The organism is Ancylobacter sp. VNQ12 (genome assembly GCF_049445835.1).
In the GTDB taxonomy this organism is placed as follows: domain Bacteria; phylum Pseudomonadota; class Alphaproteobacteria; order Rhizobiales; family Xanthobacteraceae; genus Ancylobacter.
The window spans coordinates 159,812-172,046 of record NZ_JBMSDU010000005.1; the positions used below are offsets into that span (position 1 = coordinate 159,812).

General features: G+C 66.3%; 9 protein-coding genes. 4 read left to right on the forward strand and 5 right to left on the reverse strand.

The window, feature by feature from the left end; translation table 11 throughout:
* Window position 1: 1 nt before the first annotated feature.
* Window positions 2–4,747: a glutamate synthase large subunit gene (gene gltB, locus ACO2RV_RS09925; protein ID WP_423292379.1), complete on the reverse strand. Its 4,746-nt coding sequence runs from the start codon at window positions 4,745–4,747 to the stop codon at window positions 2–4.
* A 464-nt stretch (window positions 4,748–5,211) separates the two neighbouring features.
* Here gltB and ACO2RV_RS09930 point away from each other — a divergent pair, with 464 nt between their 5' ends.
* Window positions 5,212–6,057, forward strand: a complete 846-nt coding sequence (locus tag ACO2RV_RS09930; protein WP_423292381.1) for a hypothetical protein — start codon at window positions 5,212–5,214, stop codon at window positions 6,055–6,057.
* Window positions 6,058–6,156: 99 nt separating this feature from the next.
* Here the strand turns inward: ACO2RV_RS09930 and ACO2RV_RS09935 are convergent, their stop codons facing one another.
* Window positions 6,157–6,639 (reverse strand): Hsp20 family protein, encoded by a 483-nt coding sequence (locus ACO2RV_RS09935; protein WP_423292383.1) that lies wholly within the window; start codon window positions 6,637–6,639, stop codon window positions 6,157–6,159.
* A gap of 284 nt (window positions 6,640–6,923) precedes the next feature.
* Here ACO2RV_RS09935 and ACO2RV_RS09940 point away from each other — a divergent pair, with 284 nt between their 5' ends.
* Together ACO2RV_RS09940 and ACO2RV_RS09945 are read left to right on the forward strand one after the other, a co-directional pair.
* Entirely contained in the window at window positions 6,924–7,247 is a 324-nt protein-coding gene (locus ACO2RV_RS09940) for a hypothetical protein (RefSeq protein WP_423292385.1), read from the forward strand.
* Window positions 7,248–7,341: 94 nt separating this feature from the next.
* Window positions 7,342–8,283, forward strand: a complete 942-nt coding sequence (locus ACO2RV_RS09945; RefSeq protein ID WP_423292387.1) for an alpha/beta fold hydrolase — start codon at window positions 7,342–7,344, stop codon at window positions 8,281–8,283.
* Window positions 8,284–8,304: 21 nt separating this feature from the next.
* Here ACO2RV_RS09945 and hisN read toward each other — a convergent pair whose 3' ends face one another.
* From hisN to ACO2RV_RS09960, 3 genes are all read right to left on the reverse strand, one after another.
* Window positions 8,305–9,090: a histidinol-phosphatase gene (gene hisN / locus ACO2RV_RS09950; RefSeq protein WP_423292555.1), complete on the reverse strand. Its 786-nt coding sequence runs from the start codon at window positions 9,088–9,090 to the stop codon at window positions 8,305–8,307.
* Between the two features lie 530 nt (window positions 9,091–9,620).
* A complete protein-coding gene (locus ACO2RV_RS09955; RefSeq protein ID WP_423292389.1) occupies window positions 9,621–9,779 on the reverse strand; it encodes a hypothetical protein in 159 nt (52 codons plus the stop codon).
* Between the two features lie 838 nt (window positions 9,780–10,617).
* Entirely contained in the window at window positions 10,618–11,505 is an 888-nt protein-coding gene (locus ACO2RV_RS09960) for an N-formylglutamate amidohydrolase (protein ID WP_423292391.1), read from the reverse strand.
* Window positions 11,506–11,868: 363 nt separating this feature from the next.
* Between ACO2RV_RS09960 and cpdR the strand changes: the two genes are divergently transcribed.
* Complete coding sequence (gene cpdR / locus ACO2RV_RS09965; protein ID WP_423292393.1) at window positions 11,869–12,228, forward strand: cell cycle two-component system response regulator CpdR; 360 nt, start codon at window positions 11,869–11,871, stop codon at window positions 12,226–12,228.
* Window positions 12,229–12,235: the final 7 nt, after the last annotated feature.

Consider the following 12,235-nt stretch of genomic DNA (forward strand, 5'->3'; position numbering starts at 1 on the left):
CCTATTCGGCCGCCTGCAACCCGCGCATTTTCTCCATGTCGCGCAAGGCCCGCTGGTACTCGACGGGCATCACCTTGACGAACTTGGAGCGGTACTCGGTCCAGTTGTCGAGAATGGTCTGCGCCCGCTTCGAACCCGTGTAGTGCAGGTGCTTGGCGATGAGCTGATGCAGGCGCTCCTCGTCGTGATGGCCCATATCCGCCATGATGTCGATGCGGCCCTTGAACTCCAGGTCGCCGCCATGGTGGTGCAGGCGCTCCAGGAGGTCTTCCTCCTCCTCGACCGGCTCAAGGTCGACCATGGACAGGTTGCAGCGCTTCTTGAAGCTGCCGTCCTCGTCCAGCACATAGGCCACGCCGCCGGACATGCCGGCCGCGAAGTTGCGACCGGTCTGGCCGATGACGACGACCACGCCGCCGGTCATGTACTCGCAGCCATGGTCGCCCGTACCCTCGACCACCGCGATGGCGCCCGAGTTGCGCACGGCGAAGCGCTCGCCGGCGACGCCGTGGAAGTACACCTCGCCGGAGGTCGCGCCGTACAGCACGGTGTTGCCGACGATGATGGAGTTCTCCGGCACGATGGCGGCATTGTCCGCCGGGCGCACCACGATGCGCCCGCCCGACAAGCCCTTGCCGACATAGTCGTTGGCCTCGCCCACCAGCGTCATCGACACGCCGGTGGCGAGGAAGGCGCCGAAAGCCTGGCCGGCGGTGCCGGTCAGATGGATGTCGATGGTGTCGTCCGGCAGGCCGGCATCGCCATAGCGCTTGGCGACCTCGCCGGAGAGCATCGCACCGACGGAGCGGTTGATGCTCTTGATCGGCGTGTGGATCACCACCTTCTCGCCGCTCTCCAGCGCCGGCATGGCCTGGTGGATCAGCGTGCGGTCCAGCACGTGCTCGATCGGGTGGTTCTGCCGCTCGGTATGGCGGATGGCGACCTCGGGGCCGACCTCGGGCTTGGCGAAGATGCGCGAGAAGTCGAGGCCGTGCGCCTTCCAGTGCTCGATGGCCACGCGCTTGTCGAGCCATTCGGAGCGGCCGATCAGCTCATTGAAGCTGGCGATGCCCATCGACGCCATGATCTCCCGCACTTCCTCGGCGACGAAGAAGAAGTAGTTGATCACATGCTCCGGCGTACCCTTGAAGCGCTTGCGCAGCACCGGGTCCTGCGTGGCGACGCCGACCGGGCAGGTGTTGAGGTGGCACTTGCGCATCATGATGCAGCCCGCCGCGATCAGCGGCGCGGTGGAGAAGGCGAAGTCGTCCGCCCCCAGCAGCGCGCCGATGATGACGTCGCGCCCGGTGCGCAGGCCGCCGTCCACCTGCAGGGCGATGCGCCCGCGCAGATTGTTCAGCACCAGCGTCTGGTGCGCCTCGGCAAGGCCGATCTCCCACGGGCTGCCGGCATGCTTGATTGCGGTGAGCGGGGAGGCGCCGGTGCCACCCTCGAAGCCGGAGATGGTGATGTGGTCAGCGCGCGCCTTGGCGACGCCGGCCGCAACCGTGCCGACGCCGACTTCCGACACCAGCTTCACCGAGATGTCGGCCTCGGGGTTCACGTTCTTCAGGTCGTAGATCAGCTGCGCCAGATCTTCGATCGAGTAGATGTCGTGGTGCGGCGGCGGCGAGATCAGGCCGACACCCGGCGTCGAGTGGCGCACCTTGGCGATCACCGCGTCGACCTTGTGGCCGGGCAGCTGGCCGCCTTCGCCGGGCTTGGCACCCTGCGCCATCTTGATCTGGATCATGTCGGCATTGACGAGGTAGTCCGCCGTCACGCCGAAGCGGCCGGAAGCCACCTGCTTGATCGCCGAGCGCATGCTGTCGCCATTCGGCAGCGGCTTGAAGCGGGTCGCTTCCTCGCCGCCCTCGCCGGTGTTCGACTTGCCGCCGATGCGGTTCATCGCGATGGCGAGCGTGGTGTGCGCCTCGCGCGAGATGGAGCCGAACGACATGGCGCCGGTGACGAAGCGCTTGACGATCTCCACCGCCGGCTCGACCGCATCGAGCGGAATGGCGGTGTGGCCGAGCTCCTCCGCGTGGCGGACGCGGAACAGCGAACGGATGTTGAGCGTCTTGGCGCCGGCCTCGTTCACCAGCTTGGCGAAGTGGCGGTACTTGTCCTGCGCATTGCCGCGCACGGCGTGCTGCAGCACCGCGACCGTCTCCGGATCCCAGGCATGCTCCTCGCCGCGCAGGCGGAAGGCGTAGTCGCCGCCGACATCGAGCGAGGTGCGGTACACCGGCGCGTCGCCGAAGGCGTCGCGGTGGCGCATCGCGGTTTCCTCGGCGATCTCCGCAAGGCCGATGCCGCCGATGGAGGAGGCGGTGCCGAAGAAGTACTTCTCGACGACCTCGGTCGACAGGCCGACCGCGTCGAATATCTGCGCGCCGCAATAGGACTGGTAGGTCGAGATGCCCATCTTCGACATGACCTTGAGCAGGCCCTTGTCGATCGACTTGATGTAGCGCTTGACGATCTCGTACTCGTCGACCTCCTCGGGGATGTCGACGCGCATGTCGATCATGGTCTCGAAGGCGAGATAGGGGTTGATCGCCTCGGCACCATAGCCGGCCAGGCAGGCGAAATGGTGCACCTCGCGCGCCTCGCCCGTCTCCACGACGAGGCCGACGGAGGTGCGCAGGCCCTTGCGGATCAGGTGATGGTGCACGGCCGCGGTGGCCAGCAGCGAGGGGATAGGGATGCGATCCGGCCCGACCAGCCGGTCCGACAGGATGATGATGTTGTAGCCGCCATGCACCGCCGCCTCGGCGCGCTCGCACAGCCGCTCGACGGCATCGCCCATGCCCGCCGCGCCCTTGTCGGAGGGGTAGGTGATGTCGAGCGTGCGAGTGTCGAAGCGCTCCTCCATGAAACCGATGGAGCGGATCTTCTCCAGATCGCCATTGGTCAGGATCGGCTGGCGCACTTCGAGCCGCTTGCGGCGCGAATTGCCTTCGAGGTCGAAGATGTTTGGCCGCGGCCCGATGAACGAGACGAGGCTCATCACCAGCTCTTCGCGGATCGGGTCGATCGGCGGGTTGGTGACCTGCGCGAAGTTCTGCTTGAAATAGGTGAACAGCGGCTTGGAGCGCTTCGACAGCGGCGAGATCGGTGTGTCGGAGCCCATGGAGCCGACCGCTTCCTGCCCGGTGGTCGCCATCGGCGCCATAAGCAGCTTGAGATCTTCCTGGGTGTAGCCGAACGCCTGCTGGCGATCGAGCAGCGACACGTCGGTGCGGACCTCGCGCGCTTCCACGGCGCGCAGGTCTTCGAGCACCAGCTGGGTGCGCTTCAGCCATTCCTTGTAGGGATGCGCCTGGGCGAGCGAGGTCTTTACCTCCTCGTCAGGAACGAGGCGGCCTTCCTCGAGGTCGACCAGCAGCATCTTGCCCGGCTGGAGGCGCCACTTGGTGACGATCTCGTCCTCGGGGAAGGTGAGCACGCCCATTTCCGAGGCGAGCACGATGCGCTCGTCCTTGGTCACGAGATAGCGCGCCGGACGCAGGCCGTTGCGGTCGAGCGTGGCGACGATCTGGCGCCCGTCGGTGGCGACGATGGCCGCCGGCCCGTCCCACGGCTCCATCATGGAGGCGTGGTACTCGTAGAAGGCACGGCGCTCCTCGTCCATCAGCGGGTTGCCGGCCCAGGCTTCGGGCACCAGCATCATCGCCGCGTGCGGCAGCTCGTAGCCGCCCTGCACGAGGAATTCGAGTGCGTTGTCGAAGCAGGCGGTGTCCGACTGGCCTTCATAGGAGATCGGCCACAGCTTGGAGATGTCGTTGCCGAACAGCTCGCTGTCGACGGAGGCCTGGCGGGCCGCCATCCAGTTCACATTGCCGCGCAGCGTGTTGATCTCGCCGTTATGGGCGACCATCCGGTAGGGATGGGCGAGCGACCAGGCCGGGAAAGTGTTGGTCGAGAAGCGCTGGTGCACGAGGGCGACCGCACTCTCGAAATCCTCGTCGTGCAGGTCGGCATAATAGGCGCCGAGCTGGTCGGCGTTGAACATGCCCTTGTAGACGATGGTGCGGCAGGACAGCGACACCACGTAATAGCCGGCGGTACGGGGATCCTTGGCGTCATAGACCGCGTTGGACACCACCTTGCGCAGGATGAACAGGCGGCGCTCGAACGCCTCCTCGTCCACGCTACCCTCGCCGGGAGCGATGAACACCTGGACATGCTTGGGCTCGGTCGGCAGCACGGTGTGGCCGAGCGAGGTGTTGTCGGTCGGCACGTCGCGCCAGCCGAGCAGCACCTGGCCCTCGGCCGCGACCACGCGCTCGAAGGTCTCGCGCACGATCTGCTGGCCCTCGGCTTCCTGCGGCAGGAAGACGTGGCCGACCGCGTACTTGCCGGGCTCGGGCAGGGTGAAGCCAAGCTTGGCGGCTTCCTTGGCGAAGAACTTGTGGGGGATCTGCACCAGCATGCCCGCGCCGTCGCCCGCGCGTGGATCTGCGCCCACCGCGCCGCGATGTTCGAGATTCAGCAGGATGCGCAGGCCGTCCTGCACGATGGCGTGCGACTTGCGGCCCTTGATGTCGGCGATGAAGCCGACGCCGCAGGCATCCTTCTCGTTGCGCGGGTCATACAGACCCTGCGCGCGCGGGAACCCCGGAGTCGCGGGATAAATGGCTTGGTGGGGAATGGCTTTGGCGTCGGCGCGATCCGTCGCGGCCGGACGAACCGTGGCCTCGCCGATCATGCGCGCGGCAACGCCGCCAAATTCCTCACTCATTCCCGTCTCTCCCTTAGGGTCGGTACTGGTCGGCGCGCCGGAGCCTTTCGGCCTCGCGGGGGCGTCCGCCCTCGCGAAGATGCACGCCGCCCACGTGTGACGCTAGCATCGGCCGTGCCATGAAGTCGCGTGAGCGACGTGCCATGAGCGACAGCCTATCTCCATGATAGGACAGCATGGCTTCCCTATCAATCGCGAAGATGCCAGAATTGCCGCCCGCGTACAAGCGCCGCATGGCATGGCTGCCCGGCGATTTTTCATTCTTGTTGCGAAGCGGGTCGTTCCGGCGAAACGAACGGTAAGGCGACGCGCGCTCCGGCGCAATGCTGTTGCCCATGCGTCCCCAGGCTGGAATGGGTGCAAATAAGGCAGGTTGCGCGGGAGCATGCCCGTTGCCTCGTCTCGGCGGTGCCGCATTCCTCGGCTGTAGTGACGCCAAGGAAACTCTTCGCTTGGAGGCTTCGATGCCGATGCGGCGCATGATCGCGCTCACTTCCGCGCTGTCGGCTTCCGCTTTGGGCCTGGCGGTTTCGCCTGCGAGCGCGCAGGTCTATTTCCGGCCCTATGGCGGCGTCTATGTCGAACGCTATTACGAGCCGGGGCCCGGCTATTACGCGCCGCCGCCGGTCTATGGTCCGCCCCCCGTCTACGCGCCCCGCGCGGGCCTGCCGCCGCAGGACGTCGAGCCGATGCTCCGTTCCATGGGCATGCGCGCGGTCGGCCGCCTGCGCGCCGACGGTCCCACCTATGTGGTCGACGCCACCGATGCCGGCGGCGTGCGCCAGCGCGTGCGCATCGACATAAGCAGTGGGCAGATCCTCGCCATGCATCCGATCGGCCCGGCAGTCGGTTCGCCGTCCGGCTCCACGAGCACGGGCCGGCGCTATGCCGCGCCCCCGACAGGAGGCGGACCGGTCTTCGCTGCGCCGATACCGCCGAAGCGTCCGCCGGAACTTGCCGCCGTTCCCGCGCCCGCGCCCATCGTGCCGGACGAGCCCGCCGCCGCGCCGCCGCCCTCGGCGGTGCCGGCCACATCGACGGATGCGCCGAAGCCGGCCGATTCGCCGCAACCGGCCGCTGCGGAAAAGCCCGCCACCGAGAAGCCCGCCGAACCGGCCAGTGCCGAGGCCGCCGCACAGCCCGGTGCCGTGCGCGTCATCCCCGGCGTCGCCGTGCCGCCCGGCACCGCCCCGAATGCGGCAAAGGCGGGCACGGGAACCGGGACAGGTACCGGCACCGGCGATACCTCTTCCGCCGGCACCGCCTCGGTGGTGGTGCGCGAGAACCCGCCGGCCACGTTGGCGCCCTAGCGGCCCGGTCTTCCGGGGCCGAGGCGTCTCAAAACAAAAGCGCCCCGGTCTCCCGGGGCGCCGTCATCATCTACGGTCCGGCTCTGCGCTGGCGCGGGGTCAGGCCGCGGCCTTGGCCTCGGTGGTCTTCGCCTCGATCGCGCGCGGCGCGTTGCCGCCCACCGCGATCGGAATGCTGCGGGGCTTCATCGCCTCGGGAATCTCGCGCACCAGATCGACGTGCAGCAGGCCGTTGGCGAGGCTGGCGCCACGCACTTCCACATGGTCGGCAAGCTGGAAACGACGCTCGAAGGCGCGAGCGGCGATGCCCTGATACAGCACTTCGCCGGATTTGACTGACGTGTCAGCCTTGCGCTCGCCACGGATGACGAGGCCGTTTTCCTTCACCTCGATGTCGAGATCCTGATCGCTGAAGCCGGCTACCGCGACGGTGATGCGATAGGCGTTCTCACCGGTCCGCTCGATATTATAGGGCGGATAGGTGGTGCCGGGATCGACATTGCCGACCTGGTCGAGCAGCGAGAACAGCCGGTCGAAGCCGACGGTCGAACGGTGAAGGGGGGAGAAGTCAAACGTACGCATGGCATATCCTCACGTTAAAGCGACATGCAGGTTGTGGGTCCTCTCGCCTGAGCAGAACCCATTTGCGTACCGCCTCATGGCCGGTACATCTTCGAGATAGGAAGGCCGTGCGTGTTCGCAAGAGGGTTTTTCGCCTCGCGCGGGTTGCTGCATGGCCGCGAAGATGAACGGTGGATGAACGGCCGGCTCGGTTCCTATTCAGTGCCTTCGGCTTATCCACTGCACAGGCGTGGAAATTTCATCTTGCGGTAAAGGGATCCGGCGTGGCTTGCCCGGTTTCGAGAGTGCTGGTTGCCTTTCTCCTGCTCGGCGCCCTTTTGGGAGCGAGCGGGGGCTGGACGGCGCATGCCCAGACCCTCGGCCCGCCGCCCGGCCCCTTTGCGCCCTATGAGGCTCCGCCGGCGGGCGGGGGGGTCGACGACGCCGCGGCCGCGCGGATGCTCGCGGCGCGCGGCTTCACCAATGTCAAAGTGGTGCGCCGGCGCGGACCCACCCTCATCCTTGAGGCCAACGGCCCGCGCGGCGAGCGCGTGCAGGTGGTGGTGGACAGCGCTTCCGGCGCGATCAACGGCATGAAGGTGATCGGCTTCGGCGACAAGCGCTACTGAGGTGCGCCCGCCCGCCGCCTTGTGATGCGGTGGGGCTCCGGTATAAGCCCTCGGAACAGTTCGTACCCCATTCCTCCCGCGCGATGCCCGCCCGATGATCTTGTTCAGTACCAAGGACAATCCTGTGCCCGAGGGGGCGGAATCCGGGAGCATCACCACCGAGGACGGCGTAGCGTTGCGCTTCGCGCGCTGGCGGCCGGAAGGGGCGACGCGCGGCACGGTCTGCGTGTTTCCCGGCCGCACCGAGAAGATCGAGAAATATTTCGAGACGGTGCGCGATCTCTTGCGGCGCGGCTTTGCCGTCGCGGTGCTGGACTGGCGCGGGCAGGGCGGCTCGCAACGCGTGCTGCGCAACCCGATGAAGGGCCACGTCGAGGATTTCGCCGATTACGGGGTCGACCTCGAGGTCTTCATGCGCGAGGCGGTGCTGCCTTCTTGCCCGGCGCCGTTCTTCGCGCTGGCCCACTCCATGGGCGCGGCGGTGCTGCTCGATTCCGCGCGGCTCGGCGAGCGGCTGTTCGACCGCATGCTGCTGGTAGCGCCCATGCTGGAACTGTCGTTGCTGAAGCACGATGTCGCGGCGCGGCGGCTGGCGCGGCTGCTGCGGGGCTGCGGCCTGTCGAAGCTCTATGTGCCGACCGGCAAGATCAAGCCGCTCAATGAGCTGCATTTCGACGGCAACCGGCTGACCTCCGATCCCGTCCGCTTCGCCCGCAATCTCACCATCACGCTGGAGCAGCCGCAGCTCGATGTCGGCCCGCCGACCATCGGCTGGATGGCATCGGCCTTCGATCTGATGGAGCTGTTCGAGGACCCGGCGACCGCGCGCGCCATCCGCCAGCCTTTGCTCATCGTCGCTGCCGGCGCCGACCGCATCGTCTCGACGCCGGCGATCGAGCGCTTCGCCCGGCGGCTGATCGCCGGCTCGCATGTGGTGATCCCCGGGGCGCGGCACGAATTGCTGCAGGAACGCGACCTCTTCCGCGAACCGCTGTTCGCCGCTTTCGACGCCTTCATTCCGGGCAGCCGGGTGTAGGCGCGACCCGCGCCAGGGGCATCAGCCGCCCTGCAGCATCTTCAGCGCCGCTTCGTGCACGCGCCGGTCGCCGGCGGCGACGACGCGCCCGCGGGAGAGGTCGGAGGTCCCCTCCCAGCTGGTGACGATGCCGCCCGCACCCTCGATCACCGGGATCAGCGGCACGATGTCGTATTCGTTCAGGTTGGTCTCGATGACGAGATCGACATGGCCGGCGGCGACCATGCAATAGGCGTAGCAGTCGCCGCCATAGCGGGCGAGGCGCACGCGCTCCTCCACCGTCGAATAGATCGCGCGGTCGGCCTCGCCCATCAGCCGCGGGCTGGTGGTGAGCAGGATCGCTTCCTCCAGCGCGGCGCAGGGGCGGGTGACGAGCTTGCGGTCGCCGGCCGGGCCGCGATAGCGCGCCTGCGCGCCGTCGCCGAAGAAGCGTTCGCCGATGAAAGGCTGGTGCATCATGCCGTAGACCGGCTGGTCGTCGCGGCACAGGCCGATCAGCGTGCCCCACGCCGGCATGCCGGCGATGAAGGACTTGGTGCCGTCGATCGGGTCGAGCACCCACACATAGTCGGCGTCGGGGCTCTCGTCGGCGAATTCCTCGCCGCGCACGCCGTGGCTGGGAAAGTTGTGGCGGATCAGCGTGCGCATCGCCTGTTCGGCGGCGCGGTCGGCGGCGGTGACGGGATCGAAGGCCCGGCCGTGGCTCTTGTCCTCGACGCCGAGCGCCGTGCGGAAGAAGGGCAGGATCGCCTGGCCCGATACGGTGGCGAGTTCATGCACGAAGTTCTCGAAATCCACCGCACCCATGCCCATGCGCTCCACGCTGGTCCGCCGGCGGCCGCCGGCACGGCGCACAGGCTTATCCGCAGCCGCGCGGCTCGGCAATGCGTGCGCCCCGCGCAGGTTCGTGGGGCGTTTCGCGCGCCTGCTGTACGTGCCTTGGCGGGAAGGCGAGCCAGGCGAGAATGCGCTCGGCGGCGGCGGGAGAATGTGCCATGCGTCCCACGCCGCCATTGGCGCTGCTGCGAAGGCGTGTACGCCCTGCGTGATGCGCATGGCTGCTATTCCAGCAAGATCAAGGATTGGGCACGCGGATCGATTGCTATCGGGAAGCGAAGCTGCCATATTATCGCAGTGCGGTGAGGCGATTGGCGTTGCCTTACCGCTGCCCTCCTTGGGCGTTTCCTCCCTAGACTTGGGCCGCTCCGGCAACGTGAGCGGCCCCTTTCTTTTCCAGCAACCATCTGAAATATCAGACTGTTTGCGGCGCAGGCGCCGATCGCCTCGTCGTGTCTATCCGACGGCCAAACCGGCTCCGACCGTCTGAGGCGCGTAGCTCAGGCTTCGCGAGAGCTGGCCATCGAAAAAGGCGCGTTTGTCATCATTCGCGCCCCCGCGGCAGGATTCAGGTTTCGTTTGTTTCGCTTTTGCTCTTGCTCTTTGTGCGGCGCACAGTTATTAATATTGCAGTGCGGCACGGTGATTGGCGTTGCCATGCCGCCGCCCTCCTTGGGCGTTTCCTCCCTAGACTTGGGCTGCTCCGAATGCGTGAGCGGCCCTTTTTCTTTTGTGCGCTACGTCAGCCGACAGTGGCTTCCGGGAGCTGGCGGTGTCCCATGATCGGCCAGGCGCTGCCGGTCGTCCCTCGCATTCCATCGCTCATGCCTAAAGTCGAACCGTGGCGCTCGCGTTCGCGCGGCCGCAGTGCGAGGCATGTCCGGTGCGGATGATGGAGTCGGGGGTTAAAAAGAACGACGCCCGACACGGAGCCTGTGGAAAGCTGGCGCGAAGCCATGCATCCCGGGCATATGTCGAGCGTCCACACGGTGAATGTCGGTACGATGCGGCCTCCGGAGCGACATTTGCGCCACACCGGACGGTTAGTTGTATCTGGTATGCCAGAAAATGAGCGTGCCCGCCTTGATTAATCCGCAATGCGTCGACATCTTCACTCTCGTACGCAGCGATTGGCGTCGCTCCGTATAGCCCTCCTTGGGCGTTTCCTCCCTAGACTTGGGCCGCTCCCGCCTTGCGTGAGCGGCCTCTTTCTTTTGTACCGGATCGAGGTGCATCGCGGTGGCTTGAGCCGCTCTTCGATGTCTTCCTCGCTTGGCGTTACCGGTACCCAAAGAAGGGCGGCTGGTTTTCCGGGTCGATCTTCCCCCACCGCTCCTCGCGGCATCAGCCCCGAATGGTAGAGGGAATGTGTGCCCGGAACCGAGCGTGCAGAATTCGTATAGCTCTCATTCCCAAAATGCAAGGCTCTTATGCGACGTTTCGCATCATGCCATCAAATTTTTGTAATGAAATTCGTAACTGTCTGATAAATAACGTCTATTCGGCGGCCGTGCGCAGGCCGGCCAGCTCCAGCTGGGCAATTTTCGTCAATGCGGACGCCACTTCCAGCAGGTCCCGCTGCACGTTCTCGAACTCCTGAGAGGCGCAATAAGTGGCTTCGTGCATATAAAGTGCGCGACTTATCTCGATCTGGACCGCGTGCATCCCCGAGGCGGGATTGCCGTAATGCTCGGTGATGAAGCCGCCGGCATAGGGTTTGTTGCGCACCACGGAGTAGCCGCGCCGGCGCAGCTCAGCCTCCATGATGTCGGGGATGATCGGCGCGCAGCTGGTGCCGTAGCGGTCGCCGATGACGATATCGACCTTCGAGCGCTCGTCGCGGTGGCACACCGAGGGCATTGAATGGCAGTCGACCAGCACTGCCACGCCGAAATTGCGCTGCATCTGCACCATCAGCTGGCGCAGCGTGCGGTGATAGGGCTTGTACAGCGCCTCGATGCGGGCGATCGCGTCATCCACCGGAATGCGCCGGCCATAGATCTCCTGTGCCTCGCCGACGATGCGGGCGATGGTGCCGAGCCCGCCGGAAACGCGCATGGAGCGCGTATTGGCATAGGCTGGCAGCCGCCCCTCGAACATGCGGGGGTCGAGCTCGTAGGGTTCGCGGTTCACGTCGAGATAGCAGCGCGGAAAATGCGCGCGCATGAAGGTCATGCCGAGCCCGGTCACGTCGCGGAACAGCGCGTCGACCAGCGTGTCCTCGGAGCGGCGCAGCAGCGGCAGGTCCAGCCGCGCCTGCTCGACGAAGGCGCGGGGATAGACGACGCCGCTGTGCGGGGAATTGAACAGGAAGGGCAGGGCGATTCCGGCCGGTTCCACGACCTCGAATGCCGGGTCAATCATGTCCGCAACGACGGCCATCATGCCAATCAGACCAGCCCGCAAAAATCGGGGCGACGCCGCGCCGGCGCCGTCCCCGTGGTCAAACGTCAGGAATTCCTCTGTAACATGAGCATTCCGTGCCGGGAACGCTCAACTCGCGCGTGGCCATGGCTTTGCGAACACGTGCCCGCGAGAGCCGGTGCCGCTGTCCGGCGGCGGAAGGGGCGCGCATCCCGCCTGGGGACGCGCTGCGCCTACGGCTCGTTAATCACGATAGGCCGGAACGGCGAACCTCCGCCGCGATTCACGATGTGCTAAGAGGCGCGGGAGTACCGATGGGGGAACATGTAGCCGGGCGCGGGATTCATCGCCGGTCCGCCCGGCGTGCGAATCAGGGTGCAAGGGATGTTGAAGATCCTGCTCGCCGAGGACGACCACGATATGCGCCGCTTTCTCGTGAAGGCGTTGCAGAATGCGGGTTATGAGGTCGCCTCGTTCGACAATGGCCGCTCGGCTTATGACCGGCTCCGCGAGGAGCCGTTTGAACTGCTGCTCACCGACATCGTGATGCCGGAGATGGACGGGATCGAGCTCGCCCGCAAGGCGACCGAACTCGATCCGGATATCAAGGTGATGTTCATCACCGGCTTCGCCGCCGTCGCGCTCAATGCCGACAATCAGGCGCCGAAGGATGCCAAGGTGCTGTCCAAGCCGTTCCACCTGCGCGATCTCGTCAACGAGGTCGGCAAGATGCTGGCGGCGTGACGGGACT